This window comes from Amycolatopsis methanolica 239, from assembly GCF_000739085.1.
Classification (GTDB): Bacteria; Actinomycetota; Actinomycetes; order Mycobacteriales; family Pseudonocardiaceae; genus Amycolatopsis_E; species Amycolatopsis_E methanolica.
Genome location: NZ_CP009110.1, coordinates 1,751,836 through 1,772,293 on the forward strand (window position 1 = coordinate 1,751,836; position 20,458 = coordinate 1,772,293).

General features: G+C 68.0%; 21 protein-coding genes, 2 tRNA genes and 2 pseudogenes. 18 read left to right on the top strand and 7 right to left on the bottom strand.

Going from position 1 to position 20,458, the window contains the following annotated elements; translation table 11 throughout:
- Positions 1 to 176: 176 nt before the first annotated feature.
- From AMETH_RS36480 to AMETH_RS08595, 11 genes and pseudogenes are all read left to right on the top strand, one after another.
- On the top strand, positions 177 to 1,415 hold the full coding sequence (locus AMETH_RS36480; RefSeq protein ID WP_156131629.1) for an ATP-binding protein: 1,239 nt from the start codon (positions 177 to 179) through the stop codon (positions 1,413 to 1,415).
- Positions 1,412 to 2,788 carry a DUF6414 family protein gene (locus tag AMETH_RS37795; protein ID WP_156131630.1) on the top strand — a complete coding sequence of 459 codons (1,377 nt, stop codon included), beginning with the start codon at positions 1,412 to 1,414 and terminating at the stop codon, positions 2,786 to 2,788. The genes AMETH_RS36480 and AMETH_RS37795 overlap by 4 nt, the downstream gene beginning before the upstream one ends.
- 41 nt (positions 2,789 to 2,829) lie before the next feature.
- A pseudogene (locus tag AMETH_RS08555) lies at positions 2,830 to 4,068 on the top strand (helix-turn-helix domain-containing protein).
- Positions 4,069 to 4,072: 4 nt separating this feature from the next.
- A complete protein-coding gene (locus AMETH_RS08560) occupies positions 4,073 to 4,633 on the top strand; it encodes a flavoprotein (protein ID WP_026153933.1) in 561 nt (186 codons plus the stop codon).
- A 115-nt stretch (positions 4,634 to 4,748) separates the two neighbouring features.
- On the top strand, positions 4,749 to 5,024 hold the full coding sequence (locus AMETH_RS08565; protein ID WP_017987662.1) for a hypothetical protein: 276 nt from the start codon (positions 4,749 to 4,751) through the stop codon (positions 5,022 to 5,024).
- A gap of 48 nt (positions 5,025 to 5,072) precedes the next feature.
- The gene (locus AMETH_RS08570; protein ID WP_017987663.1) at positions 5,073 to 5,519 is read left to right on the top strand and encodes a hypothetical protein; all 447 of its coding nucleotides are present in this window, start codon (positions 5,073 to 5,075) and stop codon (positions 5,517 to 5,519) included.
- A 17-nt stretch (positions 5,520 to 5,536) separates the two neighbouring features.
- On the top strand, positions 5,537 to 5,827 hold the full coding sequence (locus tag AMETH_RS08575; protein WP_017987664.1) for a GntR family transcriptional regulator: 291 nt from the start codon (positions 5,537 to 5,539) through the stop codon (positions 5,825 to 5,827).
- 520 nt (positions 5,828 to 6,347) lie between these two features.
- On the top strand, positions 6,348 to 7,877 hold the full coding sequence (locus AMETH_RS08580; protein WP_017987665.1) for an FtsK/SpoIIIE domain-containing protein: 1,530 nt from the start codon (positions 6,348 to 6,350) through the stop codon (positions 7,875 to 7,877).
- The gene (locus tag AMETH_RS08585; protein ID WP_017987666.1) at positions 7,877 to 9,487 is read left to right on the top strand and encodes a replication initiator; all 1,611 of its coding nucleotides are present in this window, start codon (positions 7,877 to 7,879) and stop codon (positions 9,485 to 9,487) included. Before AMETH_RS08580 ends, AMETH_RS08585 begins: the two co-directional genes overlap by 1 nt.
- 10 nt (positions 9,488 to 9,497) lie before the next feature.
- Positions 9,498 to 9,707: a helix-turn-helix domain-containing protein gene (locus tag AMETH_RS08590; protein WP_026153934.1), complete on the top strand. Its 210-nt coding sequence runs from the start codon at positions 9,498 to 9,500 to the stop codon at positions 9,705 to 9,707.
- Entirely contained in the window at positions 9,707 to 10,834 is a 1,128-nt protein-coding gene (locus tag AMETH_RS08595) for a tyrosine-type recombinase/integrase (RefSeq protein WP_017987668.1), read from the top strand. Before AMETH_RS08590 ends, AMETH_RS08595 begins: the two co-directional genes overlap by 1 nt.
- Before the next feature lie 90 nt (positions 10,835 to 10,924).
- On the opposite strand, the gene AMETH_RS08600 is transcribed toward AMETH_RS08595, so the two are convergent.
- Positions 10,925 to 10,995, bottom strand: a tRNA-Gly gene (locus AMETH_RS08600).
- Positions 10,996 to 11,077: 82 nt separating this feature from the next.
- Between AMETH_RS08600 and AMETH_RS08605 the strand changes: the two genes are divergently transcribed.
- The 3 genes and pseudogenes from AMETH_RS08605 (at position 11,078) to AMETH_RS42435 (ending at position 11,877) form a co-directional block, all read left to right on the top strand.
- Positions 11,078 to 11,154: transfer RNA gene (locus AMETH_RS08605), tRNA-Pro, on the top strand.
- Between the two features lie 469 nt (positions 11,155 to 11,623).
- Positions 11,624 to 11,695 (top strand): annotated as a pseudogene (locus AMETH_RS42430) (hypothetical protein); the annotation flags it as partial.
- Positions 11,696 to 11,811: 116 nt separating this feature from the next.
- Positions 11,812 to 11,877, top strand: a complete 66-nt coding sequence (locus AMETH_RS42435) for a hypothetical protein (protein WP_410468248.1) — start codon at positions 11,812 to 11,814, stop codon at positions 11,875 to 11,877.
- Positions 11,878 to 11,890: 13 nt separating this feature from the next.
- Here the strand turns inward: AMETH_RS42435 and AMETH_RS38620 are convergent, their stop codons facing one another.
- From AMETH_RS38620 to AMETH_RS08615, 3 genes are all read right to left on the bottom strand, one after another.
- On the bottom strand, positions 11,891 to 12,520 hold the full coding sequence (locus tag AMETH_RS38620; protein ID WP_167345505.1) for a hypothetical protein: 630 nt from the start codon (positions 12,518 to 12,520) through the stop codon (positions 11,891 to 11,893).
- Positions 12,521 to 12,529: 9 nt separating this feature from the next.
- Positions 12,530 to 12,700 (bottom strand): hypothetical protein, encoded by a 171-nt coding sequence (locus AMETH_RS37800; protein ID WP_017987670.1) that lies wholly within the window; start codon positions 12,698 to 12,700, stop codon positions 12,530 to 12,532.
- Positions 12,701 to 12,993: 293 nt separating this feature from the next.
- Positions 12,994 to 13,953, bottom strand: coding sequence for a DNA polymerase domain-containing protein (locus tag AMETH_RS08615; protein ID WP_017987671.1), 960 nt, complete (start codon positions 13,951 to 13,953; stop codon positions 12,994 to 12,996).
- 87 nt (positions 13,954 to 14,040) lie between these two features.
- Between AMETH_RS08615 and AMETH_RS08620 the strand changes: the two genes are divergently transcribed.
- A complete protein-coding gene (locus tag AMETH_RS08620; RefSeq protein WP_038532851.1) occupies positions 14,041 to 15,117 on the top strand; it encodes a serine/threonine-protein kinase in 1,077 nt (358 codons plus the stop codon).
- A gap of 4 nt (positions 15,118 to 15,121) precedes the next feature.
- Here the strand turns inward: AMETH_RS08620 and AMETH_RS08625 are convergent, their stop codons facing one another.
- Entirely contained in the window at positions 15,122 to 15,577 is a 456-nt protein-coding gene (locus AMETH_RS08625; RefSeq protein WP_017987673.1) for a GNAT family N-acetyltransferase, read from the bottom strand.
- Between the two features lie 85 nt (positions 15,578 to 15,662).
- On the opposite strand from AMETH_RS08625, the gene AMETH_RS08630 reads away from it, so the two are divergent.
- Together AMETH_RS08630 and AMETH_RS08635 are read left to right on the top strand one after the other, a co-directional pair.
- Positions 15,663 to 16,196 (top strand): DUF1360 domain-containing protein, encoded by a 534-nt coding sequence (locus AMETH_RS08630; protein ID WP_017987674.1) that lies wholly within the window; start codon positions 15,663 to 15,665, stop codon positions 16,194 to 16,196.
- A gap of 58 nt (positions 16,197 to 16,254) precedes the next feature.
- Positions 16,255 to 17,643 carry an aldehyde dehydrogenase family protein gene (locus AMETH_RS08635; protein WP_017987675.1) on the top strand — a complete coding sequence of 463 codons (1,389 nt, stop codon included), beginning with the start codon at positions 16,255 to 16,257 and terminating at the stop codon, positions 17,641 to 17,643.
- 44 nt (positions 17,644 to 17,687) lie between these two features.
- On the opposite strand, the gene AMETH_RS08640 is transcribed toward AMETH_RS08635, so the two are convergent.
- Complete coding sequence (locus AMETH_RS08640; protein WP_017987676.1) at positions 17,688 to 18,683, bottom strand: esterase/lipase family protein; 996 nt, start codon at positions 18,681 to 18,683, stop codon at positions 17,688 to 17,690.
- A gap of 145 nt (positions 18,684 to 18,828) precedes the next feature.
- On the opposite strand from AMETH_RS08640, the gene AMETH_RS08645 reads away from it, so the two are divergent.
- A complete protein-coding gene (locus AMETH_RS08645; protein ID WP_223843085.1) occupies positions 18,829 to 19,497 on the top strand; it encodes a QsdR family transcriptional regulator in 669 nt (222 codons plus the stop codon).
- Positions 19,498 to 19,508: 11 nt separating this feature from the next.
- Here AMETH_RS08645 and AMETH_RS39760 read toward each other — a convergent pair whose 3' ends face one another.
- Complete coding sequence (locus tag AMETH_RS39760) at positions 19,509 to 20,429, bottom strand: substrate-binding domain-containing protein (protein ID WP_017987678.1); 921 nt, start codon at positions 20,427 to 20,429, stop codon at positions 19,509 to 19,511.
- Positions 20,430 to 20,458: the final 29 nt, after the last annotated feature.

The window sequence follows — 20,458 nt, forward strand, 5'->3', positions numbered from 1 at the left end:
AACGGGCAGAGCGCGCCGCCGCCGGCGGCGCGCCTTGATCCCATAGAGCCAATTTCGGCAGGCGGGGAAAGTGGTTGAACGTTATTGCGCCGCCCCACCTTCCCACCTTCTCGCGCAGAGCCGGCGCTAGTGAGCTGCAAAGCTGTGATGCAGAACCGTTGAGGAGGATCAAGATCGTGACTGCTGGAGCTGATGATCCGACACGGGCACTCGGGCGTGTAAGAGAGATCGACAAAGAAGAGCAAATAGCGTTTATAGACCTCCCGAATGGAAGCATCCTTCCTTATTTGATGAACGATGAGGATGAACTCTATGTTAACGAGGTGGTATTCATTGGTCCAAATTTGAACAATATTGAGCAGGCCCCTTCGACTCTTTGGCCACGGACGCCTTGGATCGGCAATGTTAGAAGCGTGTTAGAGGACTTGGTAATTGTCGGTATCAATGGACAATTACGCTCATTCCCGTTGCCGGAAAACGTTACACTCAAAGCTGGCTTCACCGTTGAGGGGAACGATGTAGACGGCGTTCTTCGCGTCCTGACAGAACGTTCGATATCACCGTTAGACCTCACCTTGGGGGAGCCATTCGATATTTCTCGGTGGCGAGAAAACCCGGATGGTTCGCTGAGCTATGACGACTTCGGTGGGTATGCGCAGATCAAGGCGCGCACTAAGGAGTTGATCGAGGTCCCACTTCAGCGTCGCGATGCTCTTCTAAAGATTCGCGCAAAGGCCATTAAAGGCGTGTTATTCACCGGACCATCGGGCACTGGGAAAACGATGTTAGGCCGCATTATTGCCCATCAGGCTAACGCAGAGTTCTATAAGATTAGCGGTCCGGAGATCATTAGTAAATACTTGGGCCAGAGTGAAGAGATCCTCCGCGAGATCTTTGACGACGCGAAACGGCAGGAGCGTGCCATAATATTCTTTGATGAGATTGACAGTGTTGCGCCCCAGAGGGCAGATGATTCGCACGAGGCGTCTCGGCGATTGGTTGCTCAATTGCTGACCAAATTGGATGGCTTCGATCAGCACGACAACATTATCGTAATTGCGACGACAAATCGTCCTCAAGACATTGATACTGCGTTGAGGAGACCTGGGCGATTCGATTGGGAGATTCACTTCGACTACCCGAACATGGCGGACCGTGAGGAGATCCTCCGAACAATTGCTGCGAATCTAAATGCTGCGGACGATCTTGATCATGCGCGTATAGCTGAGGTGACTGCCGGATGGTCTTCGGCCGATCTGCGCGCTATCTGGAGCGAAGCCGCCCTCCTCGCGGTTATCGACGACCGGGACATGGTACTGATGGAAGATTACCTTGGCGGGTTCCAACGAGTTGATCAACAAAAGTCCCTGATTCTGTCAACTCGACGAAATAAATCTCGGAATGGAGATAATTGATCTTGTTCGGTAAGCGAAAGCGAGAAGAGAAGGCTCGAGTTGAGCGCAGCGAGAAGCTGCGTCAGTTGCGAGAATTCATCTACCTTGACGAGGTCAGCGTGACAAGTCTGCTTTCGTCTCGGGAGGGCAAGGTGCCACACGAGTTTACCGACAGCGCTTCCGCTGGGATGAAAGCAGAGGTGAGCGGGCAGGTGGAGGCCGGTGTTCCTGTGGCAGGAAAGGCTCGAATTGGTTCGAAATACGAATCTAGCCGTAGTGCAAATTCGCAGGTGGTGAGCAAGGCGACCATTCAAACGCTATTTGGAAATTTGCATGCTTCGGAGAATGCGCTACTAGCGATAGGTGAATTAAAAGAGCGAGTACTGCCGCGTGATCTCGATTCGATAAGGAGAATTGTTAGCGATGGCGCCGGGGAAGCCGATCCGAAGTGGATGGTTCCTGTTAGCGAGCTTCGACGAGGCGAGTTGGTGGAGATTGAAGTAGAACTTGAAGCTGATCCAATATTTCAGATTGGCACCATTCTGTCAAATCTCAAAGAGTTGGCGGATGAGAGTGAGGATTTGCGAAAGCAGGTAAGTGGATCCGTTTTCGAGCAACTGGAGGGATTGAATAGGGTTCTTGACAAGCTTATGGTCGGCCTAATTCCAATCCGTTGCCGTGTTGTCGATTGGGTGTTGGTGCGAAGCGCGCAAAGGGACATGCTGGTGCGGAGGGTGCTGAGTGACGCCCTGGCATCGCAGGGCCCTCTGGAGGTCGAAGAAGTTTACCTTGTCGCCGATACGGAGCAAGAGTTGTACTGGAAGGATGTTCGCCGGGTTCTCTTCTCCTCTTCTCGGTTCCGCGTCTTCTGTAGACTCAATGGTGACGGATTCAATCCCGCATGGAATCCGGTAAGGCTCACTAATGCGCTCGAGAAGGTCCATCCTATGCTTGGCCGACAAATGCAGGGGTTGAGCTTGGACTTTTCTCACGCTGTTTCCGCTGTTCAAACAGAGCGGTCTGCGCGGGAAGATAATAGATTCTCGGCGCTGCTGACTTATGCCGAACTTCTGGCTCGTGAGAACGGCTATGCGATGACCGTTGAAGATCGACGCGAACTGACCGCGCTGGCCAGTCAGAGGAAGGATGAAGTGGGTTCAGTCGGCGATTCTCGGGAAGCTTTTGCTTCGATCAAGAATTGGCTTGGAACGAAGATTGATGTATCGGCGAACTCCAGGTTTGATTCAGATGCTCGTTATCGCGCTATGGAAATGAATGGACTCGTTCCTGGTGGGGAAGGCAAGGGGGCTCAATTTATGGTCGAAGCTATCGATCCTGAAATGGGTCAAAAGGAGAACTTGCTAGACGCGTCGGTCATCGGGATGTATTGGTAGGTGTACAGCTACGTAGCGATGATTGCTGCTAACCTGGTTGTATGCGTGGTGCGGGTGATCAGCTCAGCATCGGGGAGCGTATTGCCTTCTACCGGCGTCGTCGGGGGTTGTCGCAGGCCGTACTGGCTGATCTGGTCGGTCGCTCTGAGGACTGGCTCAGCAAGATCGAGCGCGGTGAGCGCGACATCCGCAGGTTGGACGTGCTCGCGGACGTGGCTCGCGCGCTGCGGGTGACCCTTGGGGATCTGCTCGGGGAACCCGTGCTCATGGAGGACGAGGAACGCAACGACGACGTTCCGGCGATCCGGGATGCACTGATGGCTCCCAGGCGGCTTTCGCGGACGTTGTTCTCCTCGTCCACGTCGCCCGAGTACATCGACCCGGCCCCGGTGCAGCAGCTCGTGGAGGGGGCCTGGTCGAGCTATCAGAAGGGCGACCTCGGCCGAGTTGTCTAGGCTCTTCCTGGGCTGATCAAGACCACTCAGCAGATGGAGGCCGCCTCGGCGGATGATCCGGCCTACCGGCGTACCTGCGCGGCGCTCTCGGCGCGGATTCATCACCTGACCGCGACCACGTTGAGCAAGATCGGTGAGGCCGACTTGTCCTGGATCGCGGCTGAGCGGGCTATGCAGGCGGCCGACGAGGCGGACGATCCGCTCGTGCTGGCGTCGGCTGCGAGGTCCGGTACTCACGCGCTCCTGGCGGTCGGCCGGTTCGAAGACGCGCTTGAGCTGGGAGAAGCCGCGGCGAAGTGGCTGGTTCCGCGGATGGCGGCCGGTGATCCGGCGGCGCTGAGCCTCTACGGAATGCTCTACCTGCGGACGGCGGTCGCCGCAGCCCGTCATCAGGACCGGGCGACCTCGAACGACCTGCTCGCGCACGCCACCCGCGCTGGCGAACAGCTCGGGGTGGATGCGAACTACTGGCACACCGGCTTCGGACCGGCGAACGTCGAGCTGCACCGCCTCTCCGCGGCCCTGGACCTCGGTGACGTCACGCAGGTGATCGAGCAGGCTCCGAAGGTCGACGTCGAGCACTTGCCCGCGGAACGGCAGGTCACCTACTTGATCGACTACGCACGGGCGCTGAGTCTGATGGCGAAGGACGACGAAGCACTTCAAACTCTGCTGTCCGCGGAGCAGAAGTCGCCGGCCATCGTGCGGCACTCGACGGTGGTCCGTGAGGTCGTGCGGTCGATGTACCGTCGTGCTCCGGCCACGGCCGGCCGGAAGTCGTCGGCGCTCCTGGCGCTGCCTGAGCGTTGTGGAGCGGTGAGGTAGCTGCATGGGTTCGCGGGTGCTGGGTCTGGTCGGCTCTGGTGCGGGTGGCGTCGAGGAGCTGCTTCCGCGCGTCATCCGGCCCGCGCAGGACGCCGGGTGGACGGTCGTCGTCACCCTGACGCCCACTGCCGGCCGTTGGCTTCAGAAGTCCGGGGCGCTCGCTGAGATCGAGGAGGCGACCGGCTACCCGGTTCGCGTTGAGCCTCGCGACCCGGACGAGAAGAGCCCGCACCCTCCCGTTGACTGCTACCTGGTCGCTCCCGCGTCGGCGAACATGGTCGCCAAACTCGCGATGGGTATTGCGGACAACCAGGCTTTGACGCAGGTGAACGAGGCCATCGGCACCCGGAACCTGCCGGTCGTCGTGTTTCCGCGGGTGAACGCTGCGCATGCGCGCCACCCGTCGTGGGACTTCCACATCGCTGCGCTTCAGCGGGCCGGTGTGCGTCTCGTCTACGGTGATGACGTCTGGCCGCTCCACGAGCCGCGCAGTGCGCCGGGGCGTGAATTGCCCTGGTCGGCCGTAGTCGACGCGGTGAACGAGGCCGTTCCCGCCTCGCGCTAGCCCTCTGCAACACCTACCCGGACAGTTTGTCCGGGTGATCGCCCTGAACCGGGTGTCTCCTGGGTCATACCGCGCCCCACCGGACGCGGGAGAGCCAAGACCCCCAGGAGAGCAGATGGGCATTCACGTGGTGATCCAGCCCGCCGCCGGGTACGGCGCTGAGGTCGTTTCACCGTCACCCGGCATCCGGCAACTCATCGCCGGCGGGGAGGACGCCACCTTCGTCATCCAGGTTCCCGCGCGCATCGGCGGGCTGACCGATGCCGCTCGGTTCGCGCGGAGCCTGGCTGTCGCTGCCATCGAGTTCGGGGACTGGTGCGAGACGCAGAACCGCTCGCGCTCGTTCCCGTTCGACTCCGCTGATGGTCACCGCTCGAACGACACCGAATGACTGGTCGCGCTCGACCACAGAACACGAAGGCACACAAGGGGTATCGACATGGCTATTTCCAGGGGACACCGCTTCCCGATCGAGTTCGATGACGCGTTCCCGCAGGGTTTGGTGATGGTGGGCGAGATCTCGCCGGACAACGAGTACCAGTCCCGGGAGGACAGGGCGGCCGGTCGTCCCGCTCGGCAGCGCGTCGACGAGGTGACCGGCAAGCGCCAGTGGAAGGCGACCGTGACCGACCCGTCGGAGCCGAACGCCAAGCGCGCGTCCTTCGAGATCATGTTCCTCGCCGACGTGCAGCCGGTGCCGACGACGAGCGAGGTGCTTCCCGGCATGCGGCCGGTGGAGCTGGAGGGGCTGACCGCGGAGCCGCGAGTGGCCGGCAACGGCGAGTTCAAGTACCAGTCCTTCGTCTTCCGCGCGACCGGATTCAAGGCCGTGAACAGCGGACGCGCGGGGAAGACAACGGCTGAGCAGTCGGCGAAGGCCGCGTGAGTGGGCGAGGAGCGCTGATGATGACGCGTGAGGACCACGCGCCCCCGGCCCAAGCATGGCAGCGGCCGGAGGGTGGGGAGCCGGGCTACGTCTACGAGTGGGTGGCGGCTCACATCGCCGACCGCATCAACTCGGGCGAGCTTCCGGTGTACGCGCGGCTTCCCAGTGAGAAGCGGTTGGCAGTGGAGTACGGCGTTTCGCTGGGATCGGCCCGCCACGCGACCCGGATTCTGCGGGAGCGCGGGTTCGTCATGACGATCCGGTCCAAGGGTACGTTCGTCGCCCCGCGGAACGCCCAGGGTGATTGAGATCGGCACGGGAACGGATGCCGCATCCGTTCCCGTGCTCTCCCTGTGGAAGGAGGTGAACGAAGTGCCATCCAGGTCCCGGAAGCCTCGTCGGCGGTGGCTGGTCCGGCGGCGCTGCTGGCTGTGCGGACGCACCCATCGGCTGATGCGGGACAAGGCGTACGTGTGCCGGACCTGTGCGGGCCGCGGCAGCGAAGGTCTCTAGAGGAAGGTCCACAGTAGACGCGAAACGCACGCGGGGACGTGCGGCGATGAAGCGCGCCCTCATGCAGGAACCTCGAAACATAAGGCGCAGAAGCGGAACCTGGCTACCAACCGTGCCGCTCCTGCGCTGTCCACCCTCTGGGAGCAGACAAGTGGCAACGATAGACAACGGCAACCGAGCCGTGTCAACGGGCCGCACCCCGACGCGGTGCGCCGCATGCAAGAAGTTCACCCGACTGGCCCCCGGCGACACCGAATGTGCTGCCTGTGCCGGCCGACTGCCGCTGCCGATCACCACCAAGGCAGGTGGTCGCTGATGGACGCGCACACCTTCGGAATCCTCCTCCTCGGCGGGATCGGCCTGGCGGTGGTCGTCTGGGTGCTGCACAAGCTCGGCTCCGCGCTGGCCTCGATCGCGGAGGCGCTGGCGGCGGCCGCGGTGGTGTTCTTCTCCCTGTGGTGGCTGCTCAAAGCCCTCGGCTGGGTGGTCGCGCAGATCGTGATGCATCCGCGCACAACGCTCACCGTGCTCGCGCTGGCGGCCTGGTGTTACTGGGTCGGCTGGGTCTCGCTGCTGGTCAGCCTGTGCGTGGTCGGTTCGGGCTTGGCGTGCTGGCGGTGGTTCCACCTCGTCTCCTACGACCAGTGGGCCGGGCAGTTCCTGCGCACCTGGTGGCAGAAGTGGGCCGTCTACGTGCCGAACCTGCCGGGCTGGCTGCACGCCTGCGGGTTGAGCGTGAAGGACGACGCGATCCCGGTGGACCTGACGGTCACGCTCGTCGGGCGGAAGAAGATCACCCGGGACCGGGAACGTGCCGGGGTGCGCATCCCGAAGGTCAAGCGGGTGAAGTCCGGGCCGTCGTGGGATGAGGCCCGGGTGCAGTTGGTGCCGGGACAGAAGCCGGAGGACTTCGACGACGCGGCTCGTGCGCTGGCATCGGCGCGCAAAGTCGGCCGGTGCCAGGTGCGGGAGGTCGCTCCCAACGTGGTGTCGATCGACTTCCAGCGCCGGGACCTGCTCGCTGCGCCGGTTCCCTGCCCGGAGCTCGGGTCGATGCCGGTTGACCTGCGGCACGTGTGGGCGGGACGGACTGAGTACGGGCAGGACTGGCGGGTCCCGTTGTTCGGCTCGGGAAGCCACACCCTGACCGCGGGTGCCAGCGGTGCGGGCAAGAACTCGGTGATGTGGTGCCCGCTCGTGGCGATCGCGCCGGCCATCCGGGACGGACTAGTCAGGGTGTCCGGGATCGACCCGAAGGGCATGGAGCTGGCCTACGGGCGGGGGATCCTCCATCGGTACGCGGTGACTCCGAAGGACGCCCTGGCGCTGCTGGACGACCTCGTGCACGCGATGGACAAGCGCAAGAGCGAGTTCGCCGGTCGCGTGCGGTCGGTCCCGATTTCCAGTGAGAACCCGCTGGAGCTGATCGAGTTCGACGAGATCGGGGCACTGACCAAGTACACCGACCGCAAGACCCGTGAGCAGATCGTGGAGAAGGTGGCCCTGCTGACCACGCAGGGGCGGGCGCTGGGCTTCACGGTCCGGGGCTATGTGCAGGAGCCGACGAAGGAGACGGTCCCGGTCCGGGAGCTGTTCCCGCGGCGCATCTGCCTCCGCGTCACCGCGAAGTCGCATGTCGGCATGGTGCTCGGCGACCAGGCGTACGAGCGGGGTGCCTGGGCGAACCGGATCGACGAGTCCGCGGCCGGTGTCGGCTACGTGTGGGGCGAAGGGCTGCGGGAGCCGCTGCGAGTCCGGGCCGGGTGGGTTCCGGACGCGGCGGTGAAGGCGCTGGAGGCGTACGTCGGCGGGCAGGTGGGCCACTGGGGAGGTGTGGCGGCCTGATGCACCAGAGCAGGGCAGAACGGATGCGTCAGCCGCTCTCCACGGAGGTCATGAAGGCCACTGCGGAGAAGCACGGGGTGTGCGTGCGGCCGTTCACGATGGAGGTCGGCGACCCCGAGACGGGCGAGCTCCGCTACGTCGCCGTGCCGTGTGGCTCGACGGTGGAGAGCGTCTGTGGTCCGTGCGCGAAGAAGGCGAAGGCGTTGCGGATGGCGCAGTGCCGGGAGGGCTGGCACCTGACGGAGGAGCCGGACTTCGCCCCGGTCCCGCCATCTCCGGAGCAGAAGGAGTTGATGGAGTTCCGCGCTGATCTGGTGGCGCGGTATCGGGATGCGGTCGAGCACGGGGAGGAGGGGCAGGCCGACGAGTTGCGGGAGGAGATCCGCGGGGTCGATGAGGAACTTCGGCAACTCGGCATGCGCGGCCGGTTGCCCTCGCCGGATCTGCCAGGCAAGCGGCCGGTGAAGCGGACGACCAGGCGGCGGCAGGACGCACCCAACTTGCCGCGCAAGAAGGTCGCCAAAACGACGGTGGGACGGGAGTACGCCGGGAAGTTCCGGCCGTCGATGTTCGTGACGCTGACCTGCGACACCTACGGGCGGGTGCGGGAGGACGGCACGCCGGTCGACATGGCGACCTATGACTACCGGCGGGCGGCGCGGGATGCGGTGCACTTCTCGTCCCTGGTGGATCGGTGGTGGCAGAACCTCCGCCGCGTCGTCGGGTGGGACGTGCAGTACTTCGCGACCGTGGAGCCGCAGAAGCGGACCGCTCCGCATCTCCATGCGGCGTTGCGGGGGTCGATTCCGCATGAGGTGCTGCGGCAGGTCACCGAGGCCACCTATCACCAGGTCTGGTGGCCGGCGCATGACCAGCTTGTCTACGGCGGAGATCGGCTGCCGGTGTGGGACATGCGGAGCAAGTCCTTTGTGGATCCGGAGAGCCGAGAGCCGTTGACGCAGTGGGAGGAGGCTGTGGAAGCGGTCGAGGAACCGGCGCATGTCGTGACGTTCGGTCGGCAGGTGCACTCGAAGGGCATCCTCGGCGGTACCGAAGAGGCCGGGCGGCACATCGGGTACCTGACGAAGTACCTCACCAAGTCGACGGGTGAGGTGGTCGAAGCCAGCAGCACCAGGCGGCGGGATCACCACGACCGTCTTCACGCTGAGCTGGCGGTCACCCCGTGTTCGCCGCGGTGCGCGGTGTGGCTGCTCTACGGTGTGCAACCGCTCGGCGTGACGAGTCGGACGACTCCGGGGCACTGCAAGGGGCGCGCGCACCGACGCACCACGCTCGGGCTGCCTGGTCGGCGGGTGCTCGTCTCGCGCAAGTGGTCCGGGAAGTCGCTCGCGGATCACAAGGCGGACCGGAAGGCGTTCGTGCGGGACATGCTCGCGGGCGTCGGGATCGTGAAGCCGGAGGAGGACACCTCGCGGCTGATCTGGCGCAAGGTCGCGCCGGGGGATAGGGACGCGCCACCTCGGGCGCACCTGCTCATGCGGGCCATCGCGGAGCGGATCACGTGGAAGGCCGAGTACGACCGTGCGCTTCTCGCGGCGGGGCCACCACCAGGGGAGCCAGAAACTTCGGCAACTCAGCTCGCGGCGTGAAGGGGGATCGATGGAAAGGGGCTATCTCAACGTGGAACAGGCGGCCGAGTACCTGAACACCTCGGTTCGCTTCATCCGGCGCATCGTCGCGGAGCGCCGGATCGCCTTCCACAAGGTCGGATCGCATGTGCGGTTCAAGCTCGAAGACCTGGAGGCGTTCGTGCAGGCCGGGCGGGTCGAGCCGATCACACGGACGACTTACCTGGGGAGGGCTGCGTGATGGCGAACAAGAAGGGTCGCCGACGGTTCGGCGCGGTGCGTGAGCTGCCCTCGGGGCGGTGGCAGGCTCGCTACCTCGGGCCGGACGGGCGCACTCATCCTGCGCCGCACACGTTCCCGGGGAAGCGGGACGCCGAACAGTGGTTGTCGGTGGTGGAGGCGGAGATCCTGCGTGGGGACTGGCTGGACCCCGACTTGGCGCGGATCAGCTTCGCCGACTACGGGTGGGCGTGGATCAAGGAACGGAAGGTGTCGCAGCGGACTCGCGACGAGCACGACAGCATCTGGCGCAACCACGTCGAGCCGTTCCTCGGCCGCTACCAGGTGAACCAGATCAGCACCGAGGTGATCCGGCGGTGGCGTTCCGACCTCCTGGACTCGGGACGTTCGGAGGACCGGACGGCGAAGGCGTACCGGCTGGTGCGGTCGATGTTCACGACGGCGGTGGACGACGGGCGGATCAAGCGGAACCCGTGCCGGATCAAGGGCGCGGACCAGCACCGCACACCTGAGCGGCCGCATGCGTCGATCGAGGAGGTGTACCGGCTGGCGGACCTGATGCCGCGGCGGTACCGGTTCCTGATCCTGCTGGCCGCGTTCTCCGGGCTGCGGTGGGGTGAGCTGATCGCCCTTCGCGTGCGGGACCTGGACCGGGTGAACATGGTGGCGCGGGTGGCCCGCCGGACGGCTGAGTTGCGGAGTGGGCGACTCGACGTGGGGCCCACCAAGTCCGCGGCCGGGGTGCGCACGGTGGCCCTTCCCCGCTTCCTGGCCGACGAGCTGGCGGAGCACCTGGCCGAGTTCGCCGAACCGGGGTCGGACGGGCTGCTGTTCGTCGGCAAGCGGGGCGGGGTGCTGCGGCGGGGAAACTTCCGTCGTGAGGTGGACTGGAAGAAGATCCTGGTCAAGGCCGGGTTGCCGGAGGGCTTCCACTTCCATGATCTCCGCCACACCGGCAACCAGATGGCGGCGGAGGCCGGCGCGACCACGCGGGAGCTGATGCAGCGGATGGGGCAGAGCACCGCGCGGGCGGCGTTGATCTACCAGCACGCGACGAGCGCCCGGGACCGGCAGATCGCCGACGAGCTCAACGCCCGGGTGGAGCGCTACCGGCAGCGCGAGAGCTAGTGGCACGGTAATGGCACGACAGCAGCGAGCGGCGGCCCCAAGAACCGGGGACCGCCGCTCGTTGTGGGTTTGACCTGCGAAGACAGTGAGAGCGGGCGACGGGAATCGAACCCGCACCACCAGTTTGGAAGACTGGGGCTCTACCATTGAGCTACGCCCGCATGCACCCGCATCGTACGGGCGCGTCTGCGAGTCTAGCGGCTCGCGCTAGAGTGATCGCACCGCCCCGGCCCTGGGGCGAACCGGGATGTGGCGCAGCTTGGTAGCGCATCCGCTTTGGGAGCGGAGGGTCGCAGGTTCAAATCCTGTCATCCCGACCACGGTCACCCGGCCGGTCGCCCGCGTGGCGGCCGGCCGGACTCATGCCGGGCGACGGGCGCAGCGTCCGGCAAGCGCTTCATTTTCGTCACCGCCATCCTGAATTGTGTTCAACAACACTTCGTGAGCCAGGAACCGGAACCTTGTGCGTCACGCAATCAGGTGACCTCGGTTAGCTACTTCGCAGTATGGCTGAGATTTTCTCCTCCTTCACTTATCGCCCTCCAGTAGATCTGGGGTGGTGCTTTTTTCCAACGGTGAACGAAGGACGTAATAGGCTCGATGACGGAATTGACGTTCGGTTGGATCACGCCCGTTCTGTCCTACGTCATGGCGTGCGTGGGTAGCGCGCTCGGTCTCCGCTGCATGGTGCGAGCGCTTTCCGCGACCGGCCGTTCCCGCCGCCACTGGCTCGTCAACGGCGCCATGGCCATCGGCACCGGGATCTGGACCATGCACTTCATCGCGATGATGGGGTTCGGCGTCACGGGCAGCGAAATCCGCTACGACGTCCCGCTCACGGTGCTCAGCTTGCTGGTCGCCATCGCGGTCGTCGGCATCGGCGTGTTCGCCGTGGGATACCTCGTTCCAAGACGCTCGCCGTGCTCGTCGGCGGCGTCCTCGCCGGCCTGGGCGTCGCCGCCATGCACTACACCGGAATGGCGGCGGTCAGCGTCGAAGTCCACGGCGGGCATTCTGTGACCAGCGGCGCCACCCCCATGTAGTTCGTGTTCCCGCTCACCGTCGTGCTGGGTTCCTGCCTCTTTCTGACCTCGGCGTTCGTCGCGCTTTCCCCAGGTTCGCAAAAGGAACTGACGACAACCTGAGTGAACCGCGAACGAATTCCGCAATTAGAGAACCATGGCCGAGCGCCGAGAAAAGCATGCCCGCATTTCGCCGGCACCCCGGCTCGTCGACCGCCTGACGCCGCGGTCCGTCCGCGCGAAGATCGTCGCCCTGCTCATGGTGCCGGTGGTCTCGCTCACGGTGCCGGTGGTCTCGCTCATGGTCCTGTGGGGCCTGGCCACGGCCTCGGCCGTGCAGACCGCGTGGAACCAGCGTCAGGTCGAGGAGTTCGACACGCACCTGACCGCGCCGGTCGCCGGCCTGGTCAGCGGCCTGCAAGCCGAACGCGCGGTCGTCGCCGCCCACCTCGCCGGCTCCGGTGACCTGCTCTTGCTCGAACAGCGGTACGCCCAGACCCGTGCCGCGCTCACGACGCTCCGCGACGGCGTGACCCTGGTCGCCGCCGACCTCGCCGGGATCGCGCCCGACCTGAAGCCGCCTCGGCGACCTCGTCGCCGACGTGACCAGGCTGAGCGGCGCCCAGGGCGCGGTGACCGCCCGCCAGGCCGACTGGCGCGCCACCTTCGACGCCTACTCCGGCGCGATCGACACCGCCTTCGCGGTCGAATCCGCGCTCGCCGACATCCACGACATCCGGTCGCCCTGGCCGTGGCCGCCCTCGGCCGCGTCGGCGAAATGCTCGCCCGGCAGGACGCCGCGGCCCGCGCCGCTGCCGCCGGACGCGCGAACGCCGAGACCCACCGCGCCTTCGTCGACGCCTCGGCGGGCAACGCGTCCTCACCGCCGGGCTGCTGTCCGACCTGCCGGACGCCCAGCGGGAAGCCCTCCGCGACATCACCACCAGCGACTCCTACCGCGCCCTCACCGACGTGCAGAACTCCGTGCAGGCCGACACAGTAGTGCGGGGGCTTCGGCTGGAGGGCCGGGCTGCCGCTCGGCGGAGGGGCAACAGCGCGGGCCTGCGACCTGGGCGGGCCGGCGCCGCCGCGGCGGGTGAGCCGCCAGGAAGGATCAGCGCGCCCGGGTCACCACGGTCAGGAGCCCTGCTCGCGGCGGGCGCGGGCCCGGCGTTTGCCCTCGTGCATCGCCTGCACGCGGGCGATCGGGATGGTGCGGCCGTGTTCCACGAGCTCCGCCGGCAGCTCCTGCGGGTCGGGCAGCGACTCGGTCCACGGGTCGTCCGAGCCCAGCAGCCGCAGGGCCTCGCGGAGGGTGAAGTCGCTTGGGTGCACGTTGTCCAGGTCGCTCCACGGCACCGGGAACGACACCGGCAGACCGGGCCGCACCCGCGGGCTGTAGACCGCCACCACGGTCGCGCCACCCGCGCGGGTCGAGTCGAGGAAGACCTTGCCCTCGCGGTCCTCGCGGATGAACGCCGTCGTCGCCAGTTCCGGGTCGAGCGCCTCGGCGCGCGCGGCCAGCGCCCGGGTCGCCGCGGCGGCCTGCTCCGCATCGGCGCCGCGCACCGGCACGAAGATGTGCACCCCCTTGGAACCGCTCGTCTTCACCGCGCCGGCCAGACCGCAGTCGTCCAGCGCGCGGCGCACCAGGTGGGCCGCGCGCACCGCCAGGTCGAAGGCCGCCGAGCCCTCCGGCGGGTCCAGGTCCAGCACCAGGTGCGTCGGCCGGTCCAGGTGCCCGGCGGTGCCCAGCGTCGGGTGGTACTCGATCGCCCGCTGGTTGCCGAACCACAGGAGCGTGCGGCGGTCGTCGCACAGGGCGTAGGTCACCTGCCGGTGCGAGCTCTCCGCCCACATGCTCACCCGCGGCACCCATTCCGGGGTGTACTTCGGCAGGTTCTTCTGCATGAACGGGTCCTGACCGCGCAGCACCCGCACGACGGACAACGGCCGGTCCCGCAGCGCCGCGATCATCCGGTCGGCGACCGCGTCCAGGTAGTCGACCAGATCGCGCTTCGTGGCGCCGGCATCGGCGAACAGTGACTTGTCGAGATTCGTCAACGAAACGCCGTCCCGCACCTCTGCGCTGCTCATGGCCCCACTCTTGCCGATCCTCCTCGCCCGGGCCACCCCTGACCGGGTTTGCCGCCACCCGCGCGGGGGTAGCGATTCCCCGTGGACATGGGTGAGCGGTACCGGCTCGAGGAGCGGATCGGTGGCGGCGGCAGTGCCTACGTGCACCGCGCGTGGGACCGCGTCGCCGAACGCGAAGTCGCGATCAAGCTCTTCCACGCCGGTTCCACACCCGCCCAGCAGCGGCGGCAGGCGCAGGAGTTCCGCATCCTGGACCGCTTGCGGCACCCGGCGTTGGTGCCGCTGTACGACTCCGGCGTGTGCGACGGGCGCGCGTTCTTCGTGATGCGGCTGGTGCACGGCCCGACGCTCGCGGACCGCATCGCCGAGGGGCCGCTGGCGCTGGACGAGACGATCGAGCTGGGCGCGCGGCTGGCGGACGCGCTGGCCTACGTGCACCACGCGGGGATCACGCACCGGGACGTCAAGCCGGCGAACATCCTGCTCGGGCCGGACGGCGCCGTGCTCGGTGACTTCGGCATCGCGCAGGGCCACGACAGCACCCGCTTCACCACCACCGGCACCGTCGTGGGCACCGCCGCGTACATGGCGCCCGAGCAGGTGCGCGGGGAACCGGTCGGGCCGCGCGCGGACGTCTACTCGCTCGGGCTGGTGCTGCTGGAATGCCTGTCCGGGCGGCGCGAGTACCCCGGGTCGCTGACCGAGTCCGCGGTGGCGCGCCTGCTGCGCCCGCCCGCGGTGCCGGACGGCCTGCCCGCGCACCTGGCGGACCTGTTGCGGCGCATGGGGAACCGGGACCCGCACGGGCGGCCGTCGGCGCGTGAAGTGGCGGCCGTGCTCGCTGGGGCCACCCGGCCGTTGGTCCCGTTGAAGCCGCGGCGGCGGCTCGGTGTCGCCGCCGGGATCACCGGCGTGGCCGCCGCGGCCGCGATGGCGTTCACACTGCTGAACGGGTCCACCACGGACACCCCGGCCTCGGTGCCCGCACCCGTCGCGCCGGCCCCCGCGCCGGTGGCCGCGTCGCCGCCGGTGACGAGTGAAACACCCGCCGCGGTGGCGAAAACCGTTCCGACGAGCCGGAGCGAGGAGGCTCCCGCGCCCGCGAAGAGCCGGAAGGACGACAAGGGCAAGGGGCAGGACAAGAAGCCCGGCAAGGACAAGTGAGGCGTCAGACCCTCTTGCTCATGTGCACCAGCGCGCCGTCGAGGAACGGCTCCTCGCGGTCCACCCGGTAACCCAGCCGCCGGTAGAAGCGGATGTTCTCGGTGAACAGGGCGTTCGTGTAGAGCCGCACGCCAGGCAGGCCCATCGACTGCGCCAGCAGGTCGGCGTGCCGCATCAGCAGGCGTCCGTGACCTGCGCCCTGCGCGGAGGGCCGCACGGCGACGTTTTCGATCAGCAGGTGGTCCACCGCGGGGATCATCTCGATCAACGCGACCAGCTGGTCGTCGTCGTAGAGCAGGTCGATGCGGTGGGCGGTGACGGCCTGCCGGTAGTCCGTGCGCATCGGCAGGGGTTCGCGCTGGATGATGTCCACCCACTTCGCGTACGCGGCGTGGACCAGTTCCCGGATCGCGTCGGCGTCGTCGGGCGTCGCGCGTCGGAAGAGGTACTTGTGCGGCATTTCTCCTCCTTCGCGGCTGGGCGGTTGCCCGTGGGCCCGGGGGGTACCCGTTGACCGCACGAACAGCCGAGTATCAGGAGAGCGTATGGCGCAGCACGCCGGGCTCCGGGACCTCGCCGCCGCGGGTCGCGCCGAGGCCGACGCCTACCGGGGGAATCACGACCGTCCGCTGGGCGGCTACCTCGTCGTCCTGCTCGTGTACACCTCGCTCGTGGCGACGGCGGCGCTCGCGGCTCTGCTCACCGGCCGCAAGATGCCCCGTGACCTGCGGGTGTCCGACATCGCCCTGATGGCGATGGGTACCCACAAACTGGCCAGGACGATCAGCAAGGACGCCGTCACCAGCCCCCTGCGCGCCCCGTTCACCCGATACGCGGACACCGCCGGGCCCGCCGAGGTGATGGAGGAGGTGCGCAAGCCCTCCGGGCTGCGGCACAGCCTCGGCGAGCTGCTCAGCTGCCCGTTCTGCCTCGACATGTGGGTGGTGACCGGGTTCACCGTCGGCCACGTCTTCGCGCCTCGTGTGACGCGCCTGGTCGCGGCGGCGCTGGCCGCGCTGGCCGGCGCGGATTTCCTCCAGCTCGCCTACGCGAAGGCGCAACAGATCGCCGAGGGCTGAGCCAGCCGGGTGTCGCGGAGGAGAAGCAGGGGTACTCGCACCGCGGACAGGAGGTGCGATGACTGAGCTGATGACCCGGGAAGACGCGGCCATCGAGGTCCGCGACCCCGCGAGTGGCGAGTTGGTGGGACGCGTGCCGAGCGCGACCGCGGACGAGGTCGCCGAGGCGGTGCGCGCGGCGCGGGCGGCGTTCGCGGGCTGGGAGCGGACCGCCGCGGGGGAGCGCGCTGCCGCGTTGAAGGCCGCGGCGGCCGAACTGCGCGAGCGGGCCGACGAGCTGGCCGCGATGAACAACCGCGAGACCGGCAAGCTGCCGGACGAGGCACGCGAAGGTGTCCTCGCCGGTGCGGGGACCCTGGAGCAGTACGCGGAGCTGGGGCCCGCCCACCGCGGGCGGAGCCTGCAGGGCGGCTGGGACGCGACGGATCTGATGGTGCCCGGGCCGCGTGGTCTCGTGGTTGCGCTGACGCCGTGGAACGACCCGGTCGCGGTCGCGTGCGGGCTGATCGGCGCGGCGCTGGCGACGGGCAACGTCGTCGTGCACAAGCCGAGCGAGCGGTGCCCGCACGTGGGGCGGATGCTGACCGAGCTGATCGCGCGGCACTTGCCCGCGGACGTGCTGGTCTGCGTGGACGGCGACGGCCGGGTGGGCGCGCGGCTCGCGGAGTGCGCGGACGTGGATGTGATCGCGCACGTCGGCAGCACCGCGACCGGCCGTTCGGTGGCGGTGGCCGCGGCGCGGACCGGGGCGAAGGTGCTGCTGGAGAACGGCGGCAACGACGCGCTGATCGTCGACGCGGGTGTGGATCCCAGGTGGGCGGCCGAGCAGGCCGCGCTGGGGGCGTTCGCGAACGCCGGGCAGATCTGCGTGTCGGTGGAGCGGATCTACGTGCACCGGTCGGTGGCCGGCGAGTTCCTGGACGCGCTCGTGGCGGAGGCGCGCAAGCGCCCGTCCGAGGTGCCGATGGCGCCGCTGGTGGACGAGCGTCAGCGCGAGCACGTGCACTCGCACGTCGAAGACGCGGTGGCGCAGGGCGCGTCGCTGCTGGCCGGCGGGACGTTGCCGGACGGGCCGGGCGCGCACTACCCGGCGACCGTGCTGGCCGGGTGCACGCCGTCGATGCGGGTGCTGAGCGAGGAGACCTTCGGGCCGGTCGCGCCGGTGCGCGTGGCGGACAGCTTCGGCCAGGCGCTGGAAGAGGCGGCCGACGACCGGTACGGCCTCACTGCGACGGTGCTGAGCGACTCGATGGCCCACGCGCAGCGGGCGTGGCGGGAACTGCCCGTGGGGACGGTGAAGGTGAACAACGTCTTCGGTGGCGCGCCCGCCGGGGCGGCCCACCCGCGCAAGGCCAGCGGCGAGGGGTTCGGCTACGGGCCGGAGCTGCTCGACGAGATGACCGTGACGAAGGTCGTCCACATCGGACCGTCCGGCGCTCGGGCGTGAGCGTCCGGTCCCGGCCACTCCCCGGGGCGGGACCCGAACGCGCGTCAGCGGGTGGCGAAGACGTACGGCTTGAGCGGCGGCTCCGCCTGCACCCGGCCGTGCAGGGCGAGCTGCTCGGCGATCACACCCGTCAGCGCCGCGTAGTCGGTCGCGAACCGCACCGGATCGACTCCGGGCATGAACAGCTGTCCGCACGTTTCGCGGGGCACGCGTGCGGGGTCGGCCGGACCGGGATGCGTCAGGGCGTCCATGGCGATCGCGTACGCCGTCGGGTCGTAGGTGCCGACGGCGAGGTGCTCCCCGGCCACGTTCGCCGGGCACACGTCCTGGACGGCCACGTTGGTGATCCGCCCGCCCCCGCCGCGGAGGCTGGTGGTGCCGCTGTCGTCGAGGTTGGGCTGGACGAACTCGTCGGTGCGGGTGTAGACCGCCGTGTAGGAGATACCCGGGAAGGTTTCCTGACCGGAGTTCATCGCCCTGGTGTAGGCCGAGTTCAGCGTCTGCTGCCACAGCGCGGGTGCGCACCCGAGGACCGGCGGGCACATCGCGTTGATCACGACGCTGCCGTGGTTGGTCGCCCCGAGTCCGACGTAGTCGTCGACCATCGGGCGCAGGTCGGGCCAGAACCGCAGCGCGAAGCGGGGTTCGGTGCCGCCCTGGCTGTGGCCGACGACGTCGACCTGGCGTCCGCTGATCCGGTGCACGTGCCGGATCGCGTTGACCACGTACTCGGCGGAGATCTGGGCGTCGGACATCGCCTGGTCCGGCAGGGTCACCGCGCAGTAGGGCCTGCCGAGCTGGTCCAGCGCCCGGAACCAGTTCCAGCCGAAGTCCTGCTGGGGGGTCAGGGTCGTGCCGGGCACGAAGAGCACCACGTCTTCGGTCGCCGCGGCGGCGTTCGCCGTGCAGGTGATGCTCTTCGCCAGCTCCGCGGCGGGCACGGTGAGCTCCGGTCCGGGGCGGTCCACCGGCGCGAAGGACGGTGCGGCGACCGCGGGGGCCGGCACGGCGACGGCTACGGCGATCAGGGCTGCCGCCACGAGAACACGGTGAAGGCGCATCGTTGCTGCCTTTCTGTCCACATCGGATCCACTTGGGGTGTGGGGAACGATAACCGTGCGCCGGCGTCGGTGCAACACATTCAGAAATGTTGCAGACCGTGTCCCCTCGCCGTAGAGTGCCGGTGTGAGCACAGACGTGTCCTGGAGCAGGCTGGCGTCGGACGCGGCGGTGGAGTCCGCGCGCCGGGAGCCGTTCACCAGGCTGTCCCGCGAGCTCTACGCGGGACACGAGAGCCGCCACGCCGGGCCGCGCCAGGCTCTGCGGGCGGCGCGCCGCACCTTCCTCGCCGGTGAGCGGGTCGACATGGGGGCGCTGGCCGCGGAACTCGGGGTAGACCGGGCGACCCTGTTCCGCTGGGTGGGCAACCGCGACGAGTTGCTGTCCGAGGTGATCTGGTCGCTGTGTCTGCCGACCTGGCAGGGGGCCGTCCGCGGCGCCGAGGGGACCGGGGTGGCCCGGGTCGTCTCGGTGTTCCACGCCTTCAGCGGTGCCATCATCGACGCCGGGTTCTTCCGGGCCTACCTCCGCCGGGAGCGCGACCGCGCGTTGCGGCTGCTCACCACCCGGGCCGGTGTGCACCAGACCCGCGTGATCGCGCTGTTCGAAGGGCTGCTCCAGGCCGAAGAGGCCGATTCCGGTCTGCGGCTGCCGCTGCCCGTGCGCGACACGGCGTACGTGATGACCCGCATCGCGGAGTCGTTCATCTACGCCGATCTGATCGTCGGGGAGGAACCCGACGCGGCCAAGGCGGCCGCCGCCGTCGCGGCTCTGCTCGGCCCGGCCCGGTCCTGAGTGGACAAGACCTAGGCCGACTCCCGTAGCTTCAGTGACACCGGCAGCACCTGCCGCCGCGGGCGGATCGGTTCACCGGCCAGCAGGGCGGTCAGTGTGGCGACCATCTGGCGCACCTGCGCGGCCGGGTCCAGGTGCACGGTGGTCAGCGGCGGGTTCATCGCGGTGGCCAGCGCCGGGTGGTCGTCGAAACCCACGACCGCCACGTCGGCGGGCACGCGACGGCCCGCGGCGCCCAGTGACTGCAGCACCCCCGCGGCCATCACGTCGCTCGCCACGAAGACCGCGTCCAGCTCCGGTTCGCGCGCGAGCAGCCGGTCCATCGCCTCGCGGCCGCCGTCCAGCGTGAAGTCCGCCTCCTCCGCCAGGCCAGACGACTCCAGCCCCGCGTCGGCCAGGGTCTTGCGCCATCCGGACAGCCGGTGGACCGCCGCGGTCTGGTCCTGCGGGCCGGCGACCGTCGCGATGCGGCGGCGGCCCAGCGAAACCAGGTGCTCCACCGCGAGCCGCGCGCCGATCGCGACATCCGAGTGCCCGGAGATCAGCGGGGCGACCAGCGGCCCCAGCGCGGCCAGGTCGGTCGACAGGTCGACGTCCATGTAGGCCACGACCGGAGCGTCCGAAGTGGACCATACGGCGTTCAGCGCCCGCCCGCGGTCCTTGAGGTCCAGGTGGCGCACCTCGACCTCGGCGAACTCGCGGGCGAGGCGCTCGGCCACCTGCAGGGTGGTGTCGGTGCTCGCGTTGTCGGCGACGGTGATGCGGAAGCGGTAGGGGAGGGTGGCGGCCAGGTGGGCGTGTAGCCGGCGGACGCACGGCTCCAGGTCGGTTTCTTCGTTGCAGGCCGGGATGACGACATCGAGGACCGGGTTGGCTGTCCGGGTGTCGATGCGGGTGGTGCCGGGGCCGGCCGCGGGGATTGTGACTGTCATGCCTCCACGGTCGCGCCGCGTGCTGTGCC

Coding starts and splice junctions, on each gene's coding strand:
- AMETH_RS08560 (WP_026153933.1), top strand. CDS start 4,073: ATGGGTTCGCGGGTGCTGGGTCTGGTCGGCTCTGGTGCGGGTGGCGTC.
- AMETH_RS08565 (WP_017987662.1), top strand. CDS start 4,749: ATGGGCATTCACGTGGTGATCCAGCCCGCCGCCGGGTACGGCGCTGAG.
- AMETH_RS08570 (WP_017987663.1), top strand. CDS start 5,073: ATGGCTATTTCCAGGGGACACCGCTTCCCGATCGAGTTCGATGACGCG.
- AMETH_RS08575 (WP_017987664.1), top strand. CDS start 5,537: ATGATGACGCGTGAGGACCACGCGCCCCCGGCCCAAGCATGGCAGCGG.
- AMETH_RS08580 (WP_017987665.1), top strand. CDS start 6,348: ATGGACGCGCACACCTTCGGAATCCTCCTCCTCGGCGGGATCGGCCTG.
- AMETH_RS08585 (WP_017987666.1), top strand. CDS start 7,877: ATGCACCAGAGCAGGGCAGAACGGATGCGTCAGCCGCTCTCCACGGAG.
- AMETH_RS08590 (WP_026153934.1), top strand. CDS start 9,498: ATGGAAAGGGGCTATCTCAACGTGGAACAGGCGGCCGAGTACCTGAAC.
- AMETH_RS08595 (WP_017987668.1), top strand. CDS start 9,707: ATGGCGAACAAGAAGGGTCGCCGACGGTTCGGCGCGGTGCGTGAGCTG.
- AMETH_RS08615 (WP_017987671.1), bottom strand. CDS start 13,953: ATGAGCAGCGCAGAGGTGCGGGACGGCGTTTCGTTGACGAATCTCGAC.
- AMETH_RS08620 (WP_038532851.1), top strand. CDS start 14,041: ATGGGTGAGCGGTACCGGCTCGAGGAGCGGATCGGTGGCGGCGGCAGT.
- AMETH_RS08625 (WP_017987673.1), bottom strand. CDS start 15,577: ATGCCGCACAAGTACCTCTTCCGACGCGCGACGCCCGACGACGCCGAC.
- AMETH_RS08630 (WP_017987674.1), top strand. CDS start 15,663: ATGGCGCAGCACGCCGGGCTCCGGGACCTCGCCGCCGCGGGTCGCGCC.
- AMETH_RS08635 (WP_017987675.1), top strand. CDS start 16,255: ATGACTGAGCTGATGACCCGGGAAGACGCGGCCATCGAGGTCCGCGAC.
- AMETH_RS39760 (WP_017987678.1), bottom strand. CDS start 20,429: ATGACAGTCACAATCCCCGCGGCCGGCCCCGGCACCACCCGCATCGAC.